17 protein-coding genes are annotated in these 20,366 nt (G+C 72.0%); 14 read left to right on the top strand and 3 right to left on the bottom strand.

The annotated features are described in order from the left end of the window. The first annotated feature begins 57 nt into the window (after positions 1 to 57). The 5 genes from ACNKF0_RS01730 (at position 58) to ACNKF0_RS01750 (ending at position 2,394) form a co-directional block, all read left to right on the top strand. Entirely contained in the window at positions 58 to 609 is a 552-nt protein-coding gene (locus ACNKF0_RS01730; RefSeq protein ID WP_299931162.1) for a type II secretion system F family protein, read from the top strand. Further along, complete coding sequence (locus tag ACNKF0_RS01735; RefSeq protein WP_416955236.1) at positions 606 to 1,292, top strand: type II secretion system F family protein; 687 nt, start codon at positions 606 to 608, stop codon at positions 1,290 to 1,292. The genes ACNKF0_RS01730 and ACNKF0_RS01735 overlap by 4 nt, the downstream gene beginning before the upstream one ends. A gap of 141 nt (positions 1,293 to 1,433) precedes the next feature. After that, on the top strand, positions 1,434 to 1,658 hold the full coding sequence (locus ACNKF0_RS01740) for a DUF4244 domain-containing protein (protein ID WP_416955238.1): 225 nt from the start codon (positions 1,434 to 1,436) through the stop codon (positions 1,656 to 1,658). Continuing rightward, positions 1,658 to 2,035: a TadE family type IV pilus minor pilin gene (locus ACNKF0_RS01745; RefSeq protein WP_416955240.1), complete on the top strand. Its 378-nt coding sequence runs from the start codon at positions 1,658 to 1,660 to the stop codon at positions 2,033 to 2,035. Before ACNKF0_RS01740 ends, ACNKF0_RS01745 begins: the two co-directional genes overlap by 1 nt. After that, positions 2,032 to 2,394, top strand: coding sequence for an Rv3654c family TadE-like protein (locus ACNKF0_RS01750; protein WP_416955242.1), 363 nt, complete (start codon positions 2,032 to 2,034; stop codon positions 2,392 to 2,394). The genes ACNKF0_RS01745 and ACNKF0_RS01750 overlap by 4 nt, the downstream gene beginning before the upstream one ends. Positions 2,395 to 2,402: 8 nt before the next feature. Here the strand turns inward: ACNKF0_RS01750 and ACNKF0_RS01755 are convergent, their stop codons facing one another. Both ACNKF0_RS01755 and ACNKF0_RS01760 read right to left on the bottom strand, forming a co-directional pair. Further along, a complete protein-coding gene (locus ACNKF0_RS01755) occupies positions 2,403 to 2,708 on the bottom strand; it encodes a hypothetical protein (protein ID WP_299931157.1) in 306 nt (101 codons plus the stop codon). 15 nt (positions 2,709 to 2,723) lie between these two features. Then, positions 2,724 to 5,066 (bottom strand): DEAD/DEAH box helicase, encoded by a 2,343-nt coding sequence (locus ACNKF0_RS01760; RefSeq protein WP_416955244.1) that lies wholly within the window; start codon positions 5,064 to 5,066, stop codon positions 2,724 to 2,726. Between the two features lie 186 nt (positions 5,067 to 5,252). On the opposite strand from ACNKF0_RS01760, the gene ACNKF0_RS01765 reads away from it, so the two are divergent. From ACNKF0_RS01765 to topA, 6 genes are all read left to right on the top strand, one after another. After that, complete coding sequence (locus ACNKF0_RS01765; RefSeq protein ID WP_129427178.1) at positions 5,253 to 5,588, top strand: anti-sigma factor antagonist; 336 nt, start codon at positions 5,253 to 5,255, stop codon at positions 5,586 to 5,588. A 182-nt stretch (positions 5,589 to 5,770) separates the two neighbouring features. Further along, positions 5,771 to 8,092, top strand: a complete 2,322-nt coding sequence (locus ACNKF0_RS01770) for a sodium-translocating pyrophosphatase (RefSeq protein WP_416955246.1) — start codon at positions 5,771 to 5,773, stop codon at positions 8,090 to 8,092. 70 nt (positions 8,093 to 8,162) lie between these two features. Then, positions 8,163 to 9,632, top strand: a complete 1,470-nt coding sequence (locus ACNKF0_RS01775) for a methyltransferase (RefSeq protein WP_416955248.1) — start codon at positions 8,163 to 8,165, stop codon at positions 9,630 to 9,632. A gap of 208 nt (positions 9,633 to 9,840) precedes the next feature. Continuing rightward, the gene (locus tag ACNKF0_RS01780) at positions 9,841 to 11,964 is read left to right on the top strand and encodes a PQQ-dependent sugar dehydrogenase (protein ID WP_416955250.1); all 2,124 of its coding nucleotides are present in this window, start codon (positions 9,841 to 9,843) and stop codon (positions 11,962 to 11,964) included. A 111-nt stretch (positions 11,965 to 12,075) separates the two neighbouring features. Continuing rightward, positions 12,076 to 13,077, top strand: coding sequence for a sugar phosphate isomerase/epimerase family protein (locus ACNKF0_RS01785; protein WP_416955252.1), 1,002 nt, complete (start codon positions 12,076 to 12,078; stop codon positions 13,075 to 13,077). Between the two features lie 176 nt (positions 13,078 to 13,253). Next, positions 13,254 to 15,959: a type I DNA topoisomerase gene (topA, locus tag ACNKF0_RS01790; protein ID WP_416955254.1), complete on the top strand. Its 2,706-nt coding sequence runs from the start codon at positions 13,254 to 13,256 to the stop codon at positions 15,957 to 15,959. Positions 15,960 to 16,012: 53 nt separating this feature from the next. Here topA and ACNKF0_RS01795 read toward each other — a convergent pair whose 3' ends face one another. After that, the gene (locus tag ACNKF0_RS01795) at positions 16,013 to 16,723 is read right to left on the bottom strand and encodes a hypothetical protein (protein ID WP_416955256.1); all 711 of its coding nucleotides are present in this window, start codon (positions 16,721 to 16,723) and stop codon (positions 16,013 to 16,015) included. An 89-nt stretch (positions 16,724 to 16,812) separates the two neighbouring features. Between ACNKF0_RS01795 and tmk the strand changes: the two genes are divergently transcribed. The 3 genes from tmk to ACNKF0_RS01810 are packed head-to-tail and all read left to right on the top strand — an operon-like array spanning position 16,813 to position 20,188. Continuing rightward, a complete protein-coding gene (gene tmk, locus ACNKF0_RS01800) occupies positions 16,813 to 17,451 on the top strand; it encodes a dTMP kinase (RefSeq protein WP_416955258.1) in 639 nt (212 codons plus the stop codon). Then, a complete protein-coding gene (locus tag ACNKF0_RS01805) occupies positions 17,448 to 18,635 on the top strand; it encodes a DNA polymerase III subunit delta' (protein WP_416955260.1) in 1,188 nt (395 codons plus the stop codon). Before tmk ends, ACNKF0_RS01805 begins: the two co-directional genes overlap by 4 nt. Further along, the gene (locus tag ACNKF0_RS01810; RefSeq protein WP_416955262.1) at positions 18,632 to 20,188 is read left to right on the top strand and encodes an alpha/beta hydrolase; all 1,557 of its coding nucleotides are present in this window, start codon (positions 18,632 to 18,634) and stop codon (positions 20,186 to 20,188) included. The genes ACNKF0_RS01805 and ACNKF0_RS01810 overlap by 4 nt, the downstream gene beginning before the upstream one ends. Positions 20,189 to 20,366: the final 178 nt, after the last annotated feature.

Consider the following 20,366-nt stretch of genomic DNA (forward strand, 5'->3'; position numbering starts at 1 on the left):
CTGGTCAGAGGACGTGGAGGACCGCCACCACGGCGGTGGGCTCCGCCGGTCCCGATCGTGGCCCGGCGCAGGCGTGCCGCGGCCGACCAGGCGGCCGTGCTGGAGGTGTGCGACCTGCTGGCCGCGGACCTCGCGGCGGGGCGACCGCCCGAGGCCGCCCTCGCCGCCGGGGCCGAGAGGTGGCCGCCGCTGCTCCCGGTCGTCGAGGCGATGCGGCTGGGCTCCGACGTCCCCGAGGCGATGCGCCGGCTGGCAGCCGAGAGGCGGGGAGCGGCCGACCTCCGCTGGGTGGCCGGAGCGTGGCAGGTGGCGCAGCACTCCGGCCACGGTCTCGCCGCGGCACTCGAACGCACGGCGGCCGGGCTCCGTGCGAGACGGCGCACGCGACGTCTCGTCGACTCCGAGCTGGCGTCGGCCCGCTCGACCGCGCGGCTCGTGGCCTGCCTGCCCGTCGCCGTGCTCCTCATGGGGTCCGGCGCCGGTTCCGACCCGTGGTCCTTCCTCCTGACGACACCCGTCGGGTGGGCCTGCGGTGTCGTCGGCCTGGCCCTCGTCGGCCTCGGCCTGTGGTGGATCGAGCGGCTCGCAGACCGGGCGGCCGCGCCGTGACCTGGGTGGCCGTGGCGTGCGCGATGTTGGCGGTCGTGGTCATGCTGCCGTCGGCTCCCCGCACGTCGCGCCGGCGCTCGTCGTCGGCGCCCGGTCTTCGCCCGCTCGCGGTGGGTGGCGTCGCGATCGGTGCCTGGCTCGTCGTCGGGGGTGTCGTCGGCGCCGTGGTGGCGGTGGTGGCGGGCCTCGTCGCCCGCAGGGTGCTCGCCGCGGCCGAGGGTCCGTCGGCGCGCCGCGAGCGGGACGAGGTGGAGCGGACCCTGCCGCACCTCGTGGGCCTGTTCGCCGCCACCCTGCGTGCCGGCTCCGAGCCGGTGTCCGGCCTGGCGCAGGTCTGCGGCGCGCTCCCGGGTCCGGCCGCCGACCGGTTGGTGCCGGTCGTGGAGCGGTCCCGGTGGGGAGCCGGTGGCGTCGAGGCGTGGACGTCCGTCGTCGACGATCCCGAGCTGGCGCCCCTGGCGCGGGCGATGGTCCGTTCGCAGGTGTCCGGGGCGTCGGTCGTCCAGAGCGTCGAACGCCTCGCCGACGAGCTGCAGCGGGAGTCGCTCGCGCGCGCCGAGGATGCCGCCCGCCGCGTCGGGGTGGCCGCTGCGGTCCCGCTCGGCGCCTGCCTGCTCCCGGCCTTCATGCTGCTCGGCGTCGTGCCCACCGTGGCGTCGCTCTTCGGTTCGGTGACCCCGTGACGGGCCGCCGGGCGTCCACAGGGCCGTCGGTCGGGGTGTCCTCCACAGGCGCGTCGTCGCGGTCGTGCGGGCGGGCCGCGGCCCTCGCAGGCTGGAGGCCAGTCGGGGTTCATCGGGAGCCCCACGACGACAGGGGAACTGATGAAGCTCACGCACCACCTCTCACGCAGCAGGTCGGGCAGGTCCGGCGGCAGGTCCAGCCGGTCGGAGCTGGAGGCCGGCATCACGACGGCGGAGTACGCCGTGGGGACCGCCGCCGGGGCCGGGTTCGCCGGGCTGCTCTACACGCTGCTCACCGGCGCCTTCGGCGACCAGCTGCTGGAGCGGATGTTCAAGCACGTCATGAGCCTGCTCGGCATCGGCTGATGTCTGTGCGGCCTCGCGGGGGACGGTCCCGGGGCGAGGGCGGTGCGGCGACCGCCGAGCTCGCGATCGGCATCCCGCTCCTCGTCGCGCTCACCGCCGGCCTGGTGTGGATGCTGGCCGTCGGGGCCGCACAGGTGCGCGTCATCGACGCCTCCCGCGAGGCCGCACGCGCGGTCGCCCGCGGCGACGACGCCACCTCGGCCCAGGGCCTGGCCACGCGCATCGCCCCTGAGGGGGCGCGGGTCCGGGTGGAGGTCGGCGAGACCGAGGTGGTGGTCACGACCACCGCCCGGGTCAGGGGTCCGGGCGGTCTGCTCGGCGCGCTGCCCGGCGTGACGGTGACGGCCGACGCGGTGGCGGTGGTGGAGGAGTCGTGACGTTCCGGGAGGCCCGCGGTGAGAGCGGCGCGGCGACGGTGCTCGTGGTGGCGATGGCGGGCGTGCTCATGTTCGTGATGGTCGGCCTGGCTGCCGTCGGTGGCCTGGTGACGGCCCAGCGCCGGGCCCAGGCCGCGGCAGACCTCGCCGCGCTCGCGGGAGCGTCCGCGCTGGCGGGCGTCCGTGGCTCGGCCGACGCGTGCGCGGCCGCTGCCCGGGTCGCCGGGTCCAACGCGGCCGCGCTCGACGCGTGCTCCCCCGACGGCCGGACGGTCCGGGTCACCGTCTCCGTGGACGGCCCGGACGTCCCGTGGCGGGAGGCGAGGGTGACCGCCGAGGCCCGAGCGGGGCCCGGGTGACCAGCAGGTCAGACGGTGTCGCGGTTCTCGGGGTCGTCGGTGCGGCGCTCCGCCTCGACCCGCTCGAGCTTCTGGTTGAGCTCGGTGAGCTCCTTGCGCTCGCGGCGGTGGGCCAGGCTCCGCCTGGTGCCCCACTTGAGGATCGCGAAGCCCCACAGAATGGCCGCACCCGCGGCCACGCCGACCAGGAAGGACTCGAGGGTGGTGACACTGAAGCCGAGGAGCTCGCCGCCCGAGCCGGGCTCGCTGACGAAGAGCGCGGACAGCACGGCGATGCCGCCGAGGATCATGAGGCCAAGACCGAGGATCACCATGGTCTGAATCTAGTCCTATGCACCCTGGTGCGGTGCCCCCGAGAGGAGGGCGTCGAGGAGGGAGATGGCGCCGGCCTTGTCGAGCGGGTTGTTCTGGTTGCCGCACTTGGGCGACTGGATGCACGACGGGCAGCCGCTGGCGCACTCACAGCTGGCGATCGCCTCGCGGGTCGCGGTGAGCCAGGCGACGGCGGTGCGGAAGCCACGCTCGGAGAAGCCGGCCCCGCCCGGGTGGCCGTCGTACACGAACACGGTGAGCACGCCGGTGTCGGAGTGGCGGGCCGTGGAGACGCCGCCGATGTCCCAGCGGTCGCAGGTCGCGAAGAGCGGGAGCAGGCCGATCGAGCAGTGCTCGGCGGCGTGGGCCGCGCCCGGCACGTCGAGCGCGGCGAGCCCGGCCTCGGCCACGACGTCGTCGGGGACCGTCCACCACACCGCCGTCGTGCGCAGGGTCCGCTCCGGCAGGTCGAGCGGGTCCTCCGACAGCACCTCGCCCCCGGGCTGGCGCCGCCTGAGGAAGGAGACCACCTGGTGGGAGACGTCGACCTCGCCGAGGGCCAGCTCGCAACCGGCCCACGACCGGCGCTCGCGGGTCTCGACGATGCTGATGTCGGTGACCTCGCGGGCGGTCGTGGAGTACGACGGTTCGTCGCGGCGCATGGTCGCCACGTGGTGCTCGAGGTCGAGGTCCTCGACCAGCCACGTCTCGCCCTGGTGCACGTAGACCGCGCCGGGGTGGGCCTGGTTGTGGGCACCGCCGGCGTCGACCGTGCCGACGACCCGGCCCGTGCCGGCCTCGACCAGCTGGACGGGCGACCCGCCCGCCGACCGGATGTCAGCCAGGTCGGCCGCCCTGCTCCGGTCGGTCCAGAACCAGCCGCGCGGGCGCCGCCGCAGCAGGCCGAGGGTCGTCAGGTCGTCGACGACCTCGCGGGCGGTGGGCCCGAAGAGCGGAAGGTCGGCCTCGGTGAGCGGCTGCTCCTGCGCTGCCGCGCAGAGGTGCGGTCCCATCACGTGGGGGTTCGACGGGTCGAAGACCGAGGCCTCGACGGGTGCGCCGATCAGCTTGTCGGGGTGGGTCACCAGATAGGTGTCGAGCGGGTCGTCCTTGGCGACCAGCACGCCGAGCGCGTCCTGGGCGCCGCGACCGGCCCGGCCGACCTGCTGCCAGAACGCCGCACGGGTCCCGGGGAAGCCGGCGATGAGCACTGCGTCGAGCCCGCTGATGTCGATGCCCAGCTCGAGCGCGTTGGTCGCGGCCAGCCCGACCAGGTCACCGCGGCGCAGCGCGGCCTCCAGCGCCCGCCTCTCCTCGGGGAGGTAGCCGCCGCGGTAGGCCGCGATCCGTCCGGGCAACGACGGGTCGACCTCGGCCAGCAGCTCGGCGGCCGACAGGGCGACCTGCTCCGCGCCCCGCCTGGACCGGATGAACGCCAGGGTGCGCACGTCCTCGGCCACCAGGTCGGCGAGGAGGTCGGCGACCTCGGACGACGCGGCCCGTCGCACCGGCGCGCCGTTCTCGCCGGCGTGGGAGGTGAAGGGGGGCTCCCACAGCAGCAGCGAGACCTCCCCGCGCGGGGAGTCGTCACGGGTCAGTGCGACCACGTCGAGGCCGGTCAGCCGGCCGGCGGTGACCTCCGGCTCCGCGACCGTCGCCGAGGCGAGCACGAAGGTCGGGTGGGCGCCGTACATCGCGCAGACCCGTCGCAGCCGGCGCAGCACGTGGGAGACGTGCGCCCCGAACACGCCGCGGTAGTGGTGGCACTCGTCGACCACGACGTACTGCAGCGACCCGAGCAGGCGCGACCACCGGTGGTGCGAGGGCAGCAGGGAGCGGTGGAGCATGTCGGGGTTGGTGAGGACGTACTCGCCGAAGTCGCGGGTCCAGTCGCGCTCCTCGCGCGAGCTGTCGCCGTCGTGGGCCGCGAGGCGTACGTCGAGCCCCAGCGACGACAGTCCGGCGAGCTGGTCGTGGGCCAGCGCCTTGGTCGGGGCGAGGTAGAGCACCGACGCGCCCCGCTCGCCCCGCGGACCGCGGGCGGCGCGGATCGCGGACAGCGCGGGGAGCTGGTAGGCCAGCGACTTGCCCGATGCCGTGCCCGTGGCGATGATCACGTGGTCGCCGGCGTGGGCCGCGTCGGCCGCCACCACCTGGTGCCGCCAGGGCCGGGCCACGCCCTGCGCGGCGAAGGCCCCGCGGACGTCGTCGGGCACCCACGCGGGCCAGTCCTCGTGCACCGCCTCGCGGGCCGGCAGCACCTCCAGGTGTCGCAGCCGGTCCTCGCGTCCGGGGACGCCGGTGAGCCGACGTACGAGCACGTCGACCGGCGGCACGACACCGGGGCGGGAGGGGTTCACCCACGCAGTCTGGCAAAGGCCGGGGACGTCGCCCGCGGCGGTGGCGGGGGTGCGGCGGGTGTGATGTGGAGAGGAGTCCTGCGGAACCCTTGTGACTCGTGGTTTGATACCACCCGGAAGAACGAAGGGGCACGAGTGTGCCCGAAGGCGCACTGTCCGAACGAGTTCGGGGACCGGGGAGCAGTCGTGGATCTCACCCTTGCGACACGCGAGGTGGACGGCCGTGCCGTCGTTGCCGTCGGCGGCGAGATCGACGTCTACACCGCCCCCAAGCTGCGTGACTGCATCACCGAGCTCGTCGGTGCCGGCACCTACGACATCGTCATCGACCTCGAAGCGGTCGAGTTTCTCGACTCCACGGGCCTCGGCGTGCTGGTCGGCGGCCTCAAGAAGGTCCGCGCCCACGACGGTTCGCTCGACCTGGTCTGCACCCAGGAGCGGCTGCTCAAGATCTTCCGCATCACCGGACTCGCCAAGGTGTTCGTGATCCACGACTCCGTCGGCCTGGCGCCCGGCGCCTGATCCGCACCCCTTTCACCCCTCCGGACGTGCCCGGAGGGGTTTTGTCACGTTCCAACCCGACCCGGTCCAGATAGCCGGTGTGGTGTGTGTCACGCCGCACCGTGATCTGGATCACGTCTGCGTAGACTCCGGCGCGTTCACGGATCTTTTCCAGCGCTTGATGAAGTCCGAGGAGGACACGCATGACGGGGATCTTGCCCGCGGTCGTCGCGACTCCCGAGCTCGAAGGCAGCAACCTCGTCCTGGTCGTCGTCGTCGCCCTGATCGCGCTCGGCGCGCTCGGGATGGCCGCGATGTTCAGGTCGCAGGTGCTCGCCGCGGGCGAGGGCACCGACAACATGAAGACGATCGCCCAGGCCGTGCAGGAAGGCGCCAACGCCTACCTGCAGCGGCAGTTCCGGACCCTGGCCATCTTCGCGGCGATCGCGTTCTTCGCGCTGCTCGTGCTGCCGGCCGACGACGCCACCGTTCGCATCTTCCGCTCGGTGTTCTTCATCGTCGGAGCGGGCTTCTCGGCTGCTGTGGGCTATCTCGGCATGAACCTCGCGGTGCGCGCGAACCTGCGCGTCGCCGCTGCCGCAGAGAGCACCGGTCGCGAGCCGGCCATGACGATCGGCCTGCGCACCGGCGCGATGGTCGGCATGCTGACCGTCGGCCTCGGCCTGCTCGGAGCCAGCCTCGTCGTGCTGTTCTTCCAGGACGACGCGCCCGTCGTCCTCGAGGGCTTCGGCTTCGGTGCGGCGCTCCTCGCCATGTTCATGCGAGTCGGCGGCGGCATCTTCACCAAGGCCGCCGACGTCGGCGCCGACCTCGTCGGCAAGGTCGAGCAGGGCATCCCCGAGGACGACCCGCGAAACGCCGCGACGATCGCCGACAACGTCGGTGACAACGTCGGCGACTGCGCCGGCATGGCCGCCGACCTCTTCGAGTCGTACGCCGTCACGCTGGTCGCCGCGCTGATCCTCGGCTCGCAGGCCTTCGGCGACAAGGGCCTGGTCTTCCCGCTGCTGATCCCCGCCATCGGGGCCCTCACCGCGGTCGCGGGCGTCTACCTGACCAAGCCCAAGGCAGGCGAGAACGGCCTGACCACGATCAACAAGTCGTTCTACCTCTCCTCCGGCATCGCCGCCGTCGCGAGCGTCGTGCTGTCGTACGTCTACCTGCCGAGCAGCTTCGCGGAGTTCACCAACATCGCCGGCGACCTCGCCGGCGCCGACGGCGACCCCCGCTTCATCGCCGCCTCCGCCGTGGTCATCGGCATCGTGATGTCGGCCGGCATCCTGGCCCTGACCGGCTACTACACCGGCACGGAGCACCGCCCGGTCAAGGACGTCGGCAAGACCTCCCTGACCGGCCCGGCCACGGTCATCCTGTCCGGACTCTCGGTCGGATTCGAGTCGGCCGTCTACACCACGCTGGTCATCGGTGCCGCCGTCTTCGGCGCCTACCTCCTCGGCGGCGCGGCTCTCACGGTGTCGCTGTTCGCGGTGGCGCTCGCCGGCTGCGGTCTGCTCACCACCGTCGGTGTCATCGTCGCCATGGACACCTTCGGCCCGGTCTCCGACAACGCCCAGGGCATCGCCGAGATGTCGGGCGACGTCAGCGAGGAGGGCGCGCAGATCCTCACCGAGCTCGACGCGGTCGGCAACACCACGAAGGCCATCACCAAGGGGATCGCGATCGCCACCGCGGTGCTCGCCGCGACCGCGCTGTTCGGCTCCTACGCCACCTCGGTGTTCGAGTCGCTCCGCGAGGCCAACGTGGGCCCCGACGAGGCCTACCTGCTGGACTTCAGCGTCTTCAACCCGGCGGTCATCGTCGGCGTGCTGCTCGGTGCGGCCGTGGTGTTCCTCTTCTCCGGCCTCGCCATCAACGCGGTCGCCCGCGCTGCCGGTGCGGTCGTGATGGAGGTGCGCCGCCAGTTCCGCGAGATCCCCGGCATCATGGAGGGCACCGGCCGTCCGGAGTACGGCAAGGTCGTCGACATCGTCACCAAGGACTCGCTGCGCGAGCTCGTGACGCCCGGCATCCTGGCCGTCCTGGCGCCGATCGCCGTGGGCTTCGGCCTCGGTGCGACCGCCCTGGCCGGCTTCCTCGCCGGCGCCATCGGCACCGGCACCCTCATGGCCGTCTTCCTGGCCAACGCCGGTGGGGCGTGGGACAACGCCAAGAAGCTCGTCGAGGACGGGCACCACGGCGGCAAGGGTTCGGGCGCCCACGAGGCCACGATCATCGGCGACACCGTCGGGGACCCGTTCAAGGACACCGCCGGCCCGGCCATCAACCCGCTCATCAAGGTGATGAACCTCGTCTCGCTGCTCATCGCGAGCGCCGTCGTCTCCCTGAGCGTGGGCGAGGACCAGAGTGACGTCCTGCGCATCGTCATCGCGCTCGTCGCGGTCGCGATCATCGCCGGCGCGGTGATCATCTCCAAGCGCCGCGAGGTCGCCATCGCCGACGACGGTGACAACACCGGCTCGTCGTCCTTCACGCACCACGCCTGACCCGCTCCACCCTGCGGCCCGTCACTCCCAGCGGAGTGGCGGGCCGCTGCCGGTCTGCGAGGCTGGGGCCATGCCGTCCGACCTCGACTTCACCGGCCCGCTGCGCGAGGCCCTGCTCGCCGCCGACTTCACCTACGACCGCGTGGCCGAGGCGATCGGGGAGGAGGCGCACCGCGCGCTCGGACGCAACGAGACCCTCCCCGCGCTGCGGCGTACGACGTCTGGCGCGCCGCTCGACACCCTCGTCCGGCTCTTCCTGCTGCAGACGCCCGTGGCGCGCGCCGAGGCGGAGCGAGCACTCCCCGGCCTGGTCGACCGGCTCTGCAACGCCGGGCTCCTCGAGCAGAGCGTCGCCGAGGTCGCGGCCCGGACCGACTGCCGGCCCTACGCGACCGACGAGCGCGACCTGTGGGTCGTCTCCGACCTGACCCCAGGGCTCGACGGCGCGCCCGTCGCGGTCGGCCGCGACCACGTCCTCGGCATCTCCAGCGCCTCGACGAGCCTGGCGCAGCTGACCATGCGCGAGCCGGTGGGCCGCGCCCTCGACCTCGGCACCGGCTGCGGCGTGCAGGCGCTGCACCTCGCCGCCCACGCGGACGTCGTGGTGGCGACCGATGTCAACGTGCGGGCGCTCTGGATGACCCGGCTCAACGCGGCGCTCAACGAGGTCGAGGTCGACGTCCGGGACGGGTCGTTCTTCGAGCCGGTGGCAGGTGAGCGCTTCGACCTGATCGCGACCAACCCGCCGTTCGTCATCTCCCCGGCGACCGGCGAGCGCCTCGTCTACCGCGACTCCGGCCTGCCGGGCGACCGCGTCGTCGAGCACATCGTGCGCAGCGGTCCCGACCACCTCACCGAGGGCGGCTGGCTGCAGGTCCTCGCCAACTGGGCGATCGTCGACGGCCGCCCCTGGGACGAGCGGCTCGGCTCGTGGCTGCGTGACGACTGCGACGCGCTGGTGGTGCAGCGCGAGACGCTGGACCCGTCGGCGTACGTCGAGCTCTGGCTTAAGGACAGCGGCCACCACGGTCGCCCGGACTACGCCCAGCGCTACGACACCTGGCTGTCCTGGCTGGAGGAGACCGGCATCGAGGGCGTCGGGTTCGGCTGGATCAACGTCCGGCTGGGCGGGGGAGGACGCCACGAGCTCCTCGAGTGGCCGTACGACGTCGAGCAGCCGATCGGGCCGGCGATCCAGGCGTGGGGCGAGGCGGCGACGGGCCTGCGCGGGCTCACCGACGACGCCCTGCTCGGCACCGTGCTGCGCGCGCGGGACGACGTCCAGCAGGAGACGGTCGGCCGACCGGGCGCCGAGGACCCGGAGGCGATCGTGCTGCGCCAGCAGCGCGGCTTCCGCCGCGCCCGGACGGCCGACACGGTCGAGGCGGCCCTCGTGGGTGCCAGCGACGGTGACCTGTCGCTCGGGCAGCTGCTCGGCGCCATCGGCGCGCTGCTGCAGCGCGACGGGACCGAGCTGCGTACGACCTACCTGCCCGTCGTGCGCGAGCTCGTGGGCGAGGGCTTCCTGGTCCTCGACTGAGCTCCCGGGCTGGCTGACCGCCCCGCGGGGTGGGACGTCGCGGCGGGCGACCGACAGCCGCGCTGGTTCACCGCTGCGGGTGGGGCCATGAGCGTGGCACTTGTGTCGACAGGCGAACAAAAGTCGTGTGCTCGTTGACGTGACGCCGGTCACGTGCCTACGTTGCTTGTCGGCTCCCCAGCCACCTCGGGAACAGGAGACCCCCCCAATGAAGCATCCTTTCCGCACAGGGCTCACGGCCGCCGTCGGCGCCGCCCTCTGCCTGCCCATGCTGGCCGCGACCACCGCGGCCACCGCTCACGAGGGCCACGACGACACGGCCCCACCGCCGCCTGCCGGCGCGTTCCAGAAGGTCACGCTCAACGACCGCCCGGGTGAGGCCATCGACCTCGCCGTTCTGCCGGACGGCGACGTCCTGCACACCACGCGTGCGGGCGTCATCTGGCACAACGACTCGAAGACGGGCGTCAACAGCATCGCCGGCCGTATCCCGGTCTACCTCCACGACGAGGAGGGCCTGCAGAGCATCGCCCTCGACCCGGGCTACGACGGCAAGAAGAACAAGTGGATCTACCTCTACTACTCCCCGCCGCTCGACACCCCGGTCGACGACCCGGCGACGACCTCGATCAACGAGGGCGACGCTCCCGAGACCGGCACCGCGGCCGACTTCGCGCCCTACAAGGGCCACCTGACCGTCGCCCGGTTCCAGTACTCCGGCGGCCAGGTGGACCTCGGGTCGGAGCAGAAGGTCCTCGACGTCCCGGTCGACCGCGGCATCTGCTGCCACGTCGGCGGCGACATCGTCTTCGACTCCCAGGGCAACCTGATCCTGTCCACGGGCGACGACACCAACCCGTTCCAGTCCAACGGCTACGCGCCGCTCGACGAGCGGGCGGACCGCAACCCCGCGTTCGACGCCCAGCGCACCTCGGCCAACACCAACGACCTGCGCGGCAAGATCCTCCGGATCACGCCCAAGGCCGGCGGCGGCTACACGATCCCGGAGGGCAACCTGTTCGCCCCCGGGACGCCGAAGACGCGTCCGGAGATCTACTCGATGGGCTGGCGCAACCCGTTCCGCATCGAGATCGACCCCGACACCGACGACATCTGGGTCGCCGACTACTCGCCCGACGCGCGCAACGCGAACCCCAACCGCGGCCCCGCCGGCCACGGCAAGTGGGCCGTCGTGGACGAGCCGTCCAACTACGGCTGGCCCTACTGCGCCACCGCCGAGCTGCCCTACAACGACTACGACTTCGCCACCGGCACGAGTGGCGCGAAGTTCGACTGTGACGCCCCGGTCAACGACTCCGTCCACAACACCGGCCTGCGCGAGCTGCCGGCCGTGGAGCAGCCGGAGATCTGGTACAGCTACGGCCTCTCCGAGGAGTTCCCCGAGCTCGAGACCGGCGGCATCGGCCCGATGGCCGGACCGGCCTACCAGTGGGACAAGAAGGCCACGAAGGGCCGCAACCCCGTCGCCTGGCCCAAGCGCTACGACGACACCCCGCTGTTCTACGAGTGGACCCGCGACTACATCAAGGGCTTCCACGTCGACGGCGACGACGTCGCGATCGAGGACGTCGTCGACGACATCGTCACCGACAACCCGATGGACATGGAGTTCGGCCCCGACGGTGCGCTGTACGTCCTCGAGTACGGCGACGGCTACTTCGCCGAGAACCCCGACGCCCAGCTCTCGCGCATCGACTTCATCGGCGAGGGCGGCAACCGCAGCCCGGTCCCGGCGATCGAGGCCGAGCCGACGGCCGGCAAGTCCCCGCTGACGGTCGACTTCTCCAGCGCCGGCACCACCGACCCGGACGGTGACACCAAGCTGAAGTACGCCTGGGACTTCGACGGTGACGGCAAGATCGACAGCCGCAAGGCCGACGCGACCTACACCTACGACGAGGACGGCACCTACCGCGCCACGCTGACGGTGACCGACAAGGGTGGCCGCCGCGCCTCCGCCGACGTCGACGTCGTCGTGGGCAACGAGGCCCCGGTCGTCGAGTTCGTCACCCCGGTGGCGGGCCAGTCGTTCACCTTCGGCGACACCGTGACGTACGAGGTCAGGGTCACCGACGACCAGCCGGTCGACTGCAGCAAGGTCACCGTGACCTACGTGCTCGGTCACGACACCCACGGCCACCCGCAGTCCACGGCGACCGGCTGCACCGGTTCGCTCACGACCTCGGTGCCCGGAGGCCACGACCCGGCGACCGACGACCTCTCGGCCGTCTTCGTCGCGCAGTACACCGACGCCGGTTCGGAGCCCCCGCTGAGCGGCTCCGCCGAGGTTCGCCTCGAGCCGGCCGGCTGATCACCGCACCACCCCGACCTGAGGCGGGCCCGGTCACCCCGGGCCCGCCTCAGGCCCCCAGCACCACCCGCCCCCCGAGAATCCCCCGAGAAACAAGGAAGAAGGCAGCACATGTGTTTCGGATATGACGGCGACGCCGCCCTGCGCGAGTCGCTCGAGAGGAAGGGCGCCAGCCGCCGCGGCCTGCTGCGCGGCGCCGTCGCCGGTGCGGCCGGCGCGACCGTGCTCGCCGCCGGCGCCCCCGCCATGGCGGGCAAGCCCAACCAGCACCCCGGCAAGGGCCACGGCCACGCCCACGGGCGCCACAAGGGCGTGCCGACCGACCTGATCAGCATCCAGCTCTACACCCTGCGTTCGAGGATGCGGAACGACGCCGAGATCCAGCTGATGCTGGACCAGCTGGCCAAGTACGGCTACGAGCGTGTGGAGCGGGCCGGTCTCTACAGCTACACCGCCGCCCAGTTCAAGGCCGCGCTCGACGCCCGGGGCATCTGGGCATCCTCGAGCCACGACGGCATCGCCTCCGACGAGGCCGGCCTGAACAAGAAGCTCGACGACGCCCAGACCTTCCGCCAGAAGTACATCAACGTCGCCTACCTCAACTCGCCCAACAAGAGCGACTGGCAGCGGTGGGCCGAGGAGATGAACACCGAGGCGGCCGCCGCCCGCAAGCGCGGACTGCGCTACGGCTACCACAACCACGCCCACGAGTTCACGATCGACCTCGGTGGCGGGGAGACCCCGTGGGACGTCCTCACCAGCGAGCTCGACCCCAAGCTGGTCCACTTCGAGATCGACCTCTACTGGGCCTACACCGGTGGCGTGAACACGGGTGCGGCCGACCCGCTCCAGTTCGCCATCGACGTGGTCCGGTCCTCCCCGCTCGAGGTCCGGCAGTACCACGTCAAGGACCGTCACGGTGACGACGCCGTCGCGCTCTACAACCAGCAGCCCGGCGACATGGCCGACCTCGGCCTCGGTGTCATCGACTTCCCGGCGATCTTCAAGGCCCACCAGGCCGAGGAGTACATCGTCGAGAACGACACCCCGGACTTCCAGCCGGCGGCGACCGCCAACACGGGGTTCCGCTACCTCGAGGGTCTCGACTTCTGACCCGTCCGGCAGCCTGACCCGCTCGGGCCCCACGTCCTCGTGACGTGGGGCCCGAGCCGTGCCGGGGGCCGTCCGGCGGCTCCTGTGGACGGCGAGGAGTGGCGATCTCGGGAACTGGCGCTACCGTTGCGGCGCTGAGCAACATTGCAGCGCACAAGTTGAGGGAGCAAACACACGTGGCAAAGCTCGTCATCGTCGAGTCGCCGGCCAAGGCCCGCACCATCGGCGGCTACCTCGGCGCGGACTACGTCGTCGAGTCGTCGATCGGTCACATCCGCGACCTGCCCAACAACGCCGCGGACACCCCGGCCAAGATCAAGGACAAGCCGTGGGGCCGGCTCGCGGTCGACGTCGACAACGGGTTCGAGCCCTACTACGTCGTGCCGCGCGACAAGAAGAGCCACATCGCCAAGCTGAAGAAGCTGGTCAAGGACGCCGACGCCCTCTACCTCGCCACCGATGAGGACCGCGAGGGCGAGGCGATCGCCTGGCACCTCCTCGACGAGCTCAAGCCGCCGAAGGGCCTGCCGGTCCACCGGATGGTCTTCCACGAGATCACCAAGCCCGCGATCCTCGCCGCGGTCGAGAACCCCCGCGAGATCAACGACGACCTCGTCGAGGCCCAGGAGGCGCGTCGCATCCTCGACCGCCTCTACGGCTACGAGGTCTCCCCGGTGCTGTGGAAGAAGGTCATGTCCGGCCTCTCCGCCGGCCGCGTGCAGTCGGTGGCCACCCGCCTGGTGGTCGACCGTGAGCGGGCGCGGATGAAGTTCCGCGTCGCCTCCTACTGGGACCTCGACGCCACCTTCGACGCCGGCACCGGCCACGACCCGCGGATGTTCCCGGCCAAGCTCTACAGCCTCGACGACGTCCGCGTCGCGCGCGGTGCCGACTTCGACGACACCGGCGAGCTCAAGGGCAAGAGCGAGCGCGTCCACCTCAGCCGCGCCGACGCCGAGGCGCTCGCCGCCGGCCTGGGCGAGACGGCGTACGACGTCCGCTCGGTCGAGTCCAAGCCCTACCGCCGCTCGCCGTACGCCCCCTTCCGCACGACCACGCTGCAGCAGGAGGCCAGCCGCAAGCTCGGGATGAGCGCCAGCGTGACGATGTCGGTCGCGCAGCGGCTCTACGAGAACGGCTTCATCACCTACATGCGTACGGACTCCACGACGCTCTCGGACGCCGCGGTGGGTGCCGCGCGCGACCAGGTGCGTGAGCTGTACGGCGCCGAGTACCTGCCCGACTCCCCGCGGACCTATGCCTCCAAGGTGAAGAACGCCCAGGAGGCGCACGAGGCGATCCGACCGGCCGGTGACACGTTCCGCACCCCGGCCCAGACGGGCCTGTCCGGCGAGCAGTTCCGTCTCTACGAGCTGATCTGGATGCGCACCGTCGCCTCGCAGATGAAGGACGCCACCGGCAACTCGGTGACGATCCGCATCGGCGGCGCGGCCGCCGACGGTCGCGACGTCGTCTTCAGCGCGAGCGGTCGCACCATCACCTTCCACGGCTTCCTCAAGGCCTACGTCGAGGACATCGACGACGCGTCCAAGCGCCGCGACGACGCCGAGACCCGCCTGCCCAACCTCACCCAGGGTGCGGCCGTGTCGGCTGCGACGCTGAGCCCCGAGGGCCACGAGACCAAGCCGCCGTCGCGCTACACCGAGGCGACGCTGATCAAGGAGCTCGAGGACCGCGAGATCGGCCGCCCGTCGACGTACGCCTCGATCATCGGCACGATCCTCAACCGCGGCTACGTCTACAAGAAGGGCACCGCGCTGGTGCCGGCGTGGCTGGCCTTCTCGGTGATCCGCCTGCTGGAGGCGCACTTCCCGCGGCAGGTGTCCTACGAGTTCACCGCCGACATGGAGGACGTCCTCGACGAGATCGCCGGCGGTCGGAAGGACCGGGCCACCGAGCTCGGCGAGTTCTACTACGGTGCCGGTGACGTCGTCGGCCTCAAGACGCTCGTCACCGAGCTCGGCGAGATCGACGCCAAGGAGATGGCGACCTTCCCGATCGGCGAGGGCATCGACCTCCGCGTGGGTCGCTACGGCCCCTACGTCGAGGGCCCCGCGCCCGAGGACGGCGACGGTGCCCCGGTGCGCGCCAACGTCCCCGACGACCTGCCGCCCGACGAGCTGACCGTGGCCAAGGCCAAGGAGCTGCTGGCCAACCCGGCCGGCGAGGAGCAGGTGGTCGGCAACCATCCCGACACCGGCCTGCAGATCGTGGCCAAGAACGGCCGCTTCGGCCCCTACGTCACCGAGCTGCTGCCCGAGGACGCCCCGAAGAGCGCCAAGCCGCGCACCGGCTCGCTCTTCAAGTCGATGACGCTCGACACCGTCACGCTCGAGCAGGCGGTCCGGCTGCTCGACCTGCCGCGCATCGTCGGCGTCGACGAGGACGGCACCGAGATCACCGCGCAGAACGGTCGCTACGGGCCCTACCTCAAGAAGGGCACCGACTCCCGCAGCCTGACGTCCGAGGACCAGATCTTCGACATCACCCTCGACCAGGCCAAGGCGATCTACGCCCAGCCCAAGCAGCGCGGTCGCGGTGCGGCCACCCCGCCGCTCAAGGAGCTCGGCAACGACCCCGTCTCCGGCCAGCCGGTGATCGTCAAGGCGGGTCGCTTCGGCGAGTACGTCACCGACGGCGAGTACAACGCCACCCTCCGCAAGGACGACACCGTCGAGTCGATCACCCTCGAGCGCGCGGCCGAGCTGCTCGCCGAGCGCCGCGAGCGCGGCCCGGCCAAGAAGGCGGCCAAGAAGGGCGCTAAGAAGGCCCCCGCCAAGAAGACGGCTGCCAAGAAGACCGCCGCGAAGAAGACCACGGCCAAGAAGACGGCTGCGAAGAAGACCGCCAAGAAGTCCTGACGCGACAGTGGAGCCGGGAGCCCTTAGGTCGGGCCCCCGGCTCCACTGTCGGCTCAGGACCCAGGCGTGAAGATCAGCAGCGCCAGGAGGAAGGCCCAGCCGGCGGTCAGCCGCCGGTGCGGCTTCCGGGGGCGCAGCAGGCCTGTGCTCCCGCCGAGAACGAGGAACGCGGGTACGCCGACCGGCGTCAGGAGCACGAGCCAGGCCCACGCCCACCGTGTGGCGCGCCACGGCTCGCGGGCGCCGATCAGCAGCAGGGTCGCGCAGGTGATGACGAGCTGCGCGACGAAGAACCCGCCCGGGACGGTGAACCCCAGCACCTCGGTGGACGTCCCGTAGGGAGGGTCCGTCGCACCGGTGACCCGCACCTGCTGCCCGTCGGTGGTGAGGAATTCCGCGACATCACCCACCGCGACAGGGGTCGACGCGTTCCCGCGCCGTGCCTGGCGTGCCTGGCGCTCGTCGGAGGCCTGGGTGACGGTCGTCGAGTAGGAGATACCGTGCTGCTCCCAGGCGATCTGCACGCCGACGTAGCCGCGGGAGCTGTCCTCCAGGCCCTCCGACAGCCGGACCTCGGTGACCTCGCCCGAGGCGATGGCCTCGCGCAGGTGCCGGAGGTCGGTCTCACGCTCACCGACCACAGCGGCGGCGGCATACATCACGAGGACACCGGCGAGCAGGACCCAGGCGGCGATGCGGTCGAGGCGGGGCGGCGGTTGCGTCGCTAGGCGCGCAGGCTCGGACGAGACCAGCTCGGTCGTCACGCCCACCCCCTCGGCTGGTCGGAGCCTAGACGTTCGATCGGACCGATGTCACCGGTCCTGGTGTCCCACCCCGCCCGTAGGGTGATCCCGTGAGCGCAGGCGTGTATTCGGAGACCGGGCTCTTCGTGTGCTTCGAGGGCGGCGAGGGGGCGGGCAAGTCCACGCAGTCGCGCCTGCTGCGCGACTGGCTAGGCGAGCGCGGCGAGACCGTCCTGCTCACCTTCGAGCCCGGTGACACCTCGGTCGGCAAGGAGCTGCGGCGCATCGTGCTCGACCCGGCGACCGGCGACCTCTCCGACCGCACCGAGGCCCTGCTCTACGCCGCCGACAAGGCCGAGCACGTCGACCACGTCGTCCTGCCTGCGCTCGCGCGCGGCGAGGTCGTGATCACCGACCGCTACGTCGACTCGACGCTGGCCTACCAGGGGGCCGGCCGCACCCTCGACGTCGCGGAGGTCGAGGCCGTCGCGCGGTGGGCCACCGGCGACCTGCGCCCCCACCTGACCGTCGTCCTCGACCTCGAGCCGGAGGCCGGGTTCGGCCGGTTCACCGGCCGCGACCGGATCGAGGGGCAGTCACTGGAGTTCCACCAGCGGGTGCGGCAGGGCTTCCTCGGGCTCGCGGCCGCCGACCCCGACCACTACGTCGTACTGGACGCGCGGGCGCCGATCGAGGACATCGCCGAGGCGATCCAGCAGCGGGTCGCCCCCCTCCTGGAGCGCCCGTGACCACCCCGACCAGTCCAGCGACCCGGACCGTCTGGTCCGACCTCGTCGGCCAGCGTCCGACGATCGAGGTGCTCCAGCACGCGGCCGCGGGGGTGGGCATGACCCACGCGTGGCTGTTCACCGGCCCGCCCGGCTCGGGCCGCTCCAACGTGGCGCGTGCCTTCGCCGCGGCGCTCCAGTGCGAGCGGCAGACCGGCTGCGGCGAGTGCGAGGCGTGCCGGCTCGGCATGAGCGGATCGCACCCCGACATCACGTGGGTGAAGTCGGAGACGTCGGTCCTCTACGTCGACGACATGCGCGACCTGGTGCTGTCGGCGGCGAAGTTCCCCGCGATCGGGCGCTGGCAGATCGTCGTCATCGAGGACGCCGACCGGCTCGGCACCCCGGAGAACCCCCGCACCGGCAACGCCCTCCTCAAGGCGATCGAGGAGCCGACTCCCAAGACGCTGTGGCTGCTGTGCGCGCCGACCGTGCAGGACGTGCTGCCGACGATCCGCTCGCGTTGCCGCACGCTGACCCTGGCGACGCCCGGCACCCGTGACGTCGCCGCCTTCCTGACCGGCAACGACGACATCTCCGAGGCGATGGCCGGCTTCGCTGCGCGGGCCAGCCAGGGACACATCGGCCGCGCCCGCGCGCTGGCGCTCGACGAGGAGACCCGCAACCGCCGCCGCGAGGTGGTCAGCATCCCGGCCCGCCTGACGTCGCTGGGCTCCTGCATGACTGCGGCGACCACCCTCGCCGAGCTCGCCAAGCAGGAGACCGAGGCGATCACGGCCGACGCCGAGCGGCGCGAGCTGGCCGAGCTGCAGTCGATCTTCGGCAGCGAGCGCAAGGACACCGCCAGCCGCTCCTACCGCGCCGCCCTCGCGGGGCTGGAGAAGCTGCAGAAGCAGAAGGCCAAGCGCCGCGTGCTCGACGTGATCGACCGCGCGCTGATGGACCTGGTCTCGGTCTACCGAGACGCCATCGCGCTGTCCGTGGGCGCTCCCGGCCTGCTCGTCAACGAGGAGCTGCGTGGCGACGTCACGGTCGTCGCCCGCGCCGCCTCCCCGGAGGAGCTGTTGCGGATGATCGACTCGATCTTCACCGCCCGCGAGCAGATGCTCGAGTTCAACGTGCCGCCCCAGCTGGCCCTGGAGTCGATGACGGTCGCGCTGCGACTGCCCGGAGGACGTGGATGAAGAAGGTCGTCGCGGTGGTCGCCGTGCTCGCACTGGCGCTCACCGCCTTCGTCGCGGTCGGGCTCGCCCTCCAGGGATCCACTTCCGGCTCCCCGGTCGTGGAGCCGACGCCCTCGCCGACGACACCGCCGCCGGCGGCCGTCACCGAGGCGCCGTCGGAGGAGCTCGAGGAGGTCTACTCCCAGCGCATCGACTGGCAGCCCTGCGAGAGCAACGACGACCACGATTGCGGCTTCCTCACCGTCCCGGTCGACTACGCCGACCCGCAGGGGGAGACGATCGACCTGGCGCTCCTTCGGATCCCGGCCAAGGGGTCGCGCGTCGGCTCCCTGGTGGTGAACCCCGGCGGCCCCGGCGCCCGCGGGACGACGTACGCCGCCGCGGGTGCGCAGGTGTTCCGCGAGCCGTTGCTCGACGGCTTCGACATCGTCGGCTTCGACCCCCGCGGCGTCGGGGCCTCGGCGCCGGTCGACTGCCTCAGCGACGGCAAGCTCGACGCCTACCTCGCCGGCGACCCGACGCCCGACACCGCGCTGGAGGTCGACTACTTCGAGGACTCGGTGCTGTCCTTCGGCCCGGGGTGCGTCGCCGGCTCCGGGCCGGTCGTCGGCCACGTGACCACGACCGAGGCGGCCCGCGACATGGACGTGCTGCGCGCGGCGCTGGGGGAGGAGAAGCTGAGCTACTTCGGCGCCTCCTACGGCACCAAGCTCGGAGCGACCTATGCCGAGCTCTTCCCCGACGAGGTCGGCCGGTTCGTCCTCGACGGTGCGGTCGACGTCTCCCTCGACGCCAAGTCGCTGGCGCTCGAGCAGGCCACCGGCTTCGAGACCGCGCTGCGCGCCTACGTGCAGAACTGCCTCGACTCCACCGACAACTGCTTCCTGGGCGACACCCTCGACGAGGGCATGGCCACCATCAGCGACCTGCTCGACTCGATCGAGGAGGAGCCGCTGCCCGCGGGCGATCGCGAGCTGACGGTCGGCAACGCGTTCTACGGGATCATCACGCCGCTCTACAACCGGGACTACTGGTTCCTGCTCAGCACGGCCCTCGCCTCGGCGCTGGATGGCAAGGGCTCGGCGCTGATGTCGCTCGCCGACGCCTACGCCTCGCGCAACACCGACGGCAGCTACGCCGACAACTCGGTCGAGGCCAACTACTCGATCAACTGCCTCGACGACCCGTCGTCAGTGCCGTTCGGCCAGGTGCCGTCGCTGTTCCCCGAGTTCGAGGAGGCGTCGCCGACCTTCGGCCGGATCTTCGCCTGGGGGATGACGACCTGCCGCGGCATCGACGTCACGTCGAGCGAGGAGCCGCTGACCATCCGCGGCGAGGGCGCGGCGCCGATCGTCGTGCTCGGCACCAGCCGCGACCCGGCGACGCCGCTGAAGTGGGCGCAGGCCCTGTCGACCCAGCTCGACTCCGGCGTGCTCGTCGAGCGCGACGGCGACGGCCACACGGCGTACAACGCGGGCAACGCGTGCATCGACACCCTGGTCGAGGACTACCTCCTCGACGGCACCGTGCCCGCCGACGGCACCTCCTGCTGAGTGCCCGCACCGTTCCTCGGGTCGCCGCCCGGCTGCGTCATCCCGATCGGCGTTCATAGGTGCGCTTTCGCATGACGCTGGGCCTGGCTCGGCCCAGCGTCATACGGGTCGAGACCCACCGGTGCGGGTTCGTATGACCCTCCGCGGGACCTTCGGCCCTGTGGCGCCCCGCCAGCGG

The organism is Nocardioides sp. T5 (genome assembly GCF_048161455.1).
Classification (GTDB): Bacteria; Actinomycetota; Actinomycetes; order Propionibacteriales; family Nocardioidaceae; genus Nocardioides.

Coding starts and splice junctions, on each gene's coding strand:
- ACNKF0_RS01740 (WP_416955238.1), top strand. CDS start 1,434: ATGAAGCTCACGCACCACCTCTCACGCAGCAGGTCGGGCAGGTCCGGC.
- ACNKF0_RS01770 (WP_416955246.1), top strand. CDS start 5,771: ATGACGGGGATCTTGCCCGCGGTCGTCGCGACTCCCGAGCTCGAAGGC.
- ACNKF0_RS01745 (WP_416955240.1), top strand. CDS start 1,658: ATGTCTGTGCGGCCTCGCGGGGGACGGTCCCGGGGCGAGGGCGGTGCG.
- ACNKF0_RS01775 (WP_416955248.1), top strand. CDS start 8,163: ATGCCGTCCGACCTCGACTTCACCGGCCCGCTGCGCGAGGCCCTGCTC.
- ACNKF0_RS01785 (WP_416955252.1), top strand. CDS start 12,076: ATGTGTTTCGGATATGACGGCGACGCCGCCCTGCGCGAGTCGCTCGAG.
- ACNKF0_RS01780 (WP_416955250.1), top strand. CDS start 9,841: ATGAAGCATCCTTTCCGCACAGGGCTCACGGCCGCCGTCGGCGCCGCC.
- ACNKF0_RS01810 (WP_416955262.1), top strand. CDS start 18,632: ATGAAGAAGGTCGTCGCGGTGGTCGCCGTGCTCGCACTGGCGCTCACC.
- ACNKF0_RS01755 (WP_299931157.1), bottom strand. CDS start 2,708: ATGGTGATCCTCGGTCTTGGCCTCATGATCCTCGGCGGCATCGCCGTG.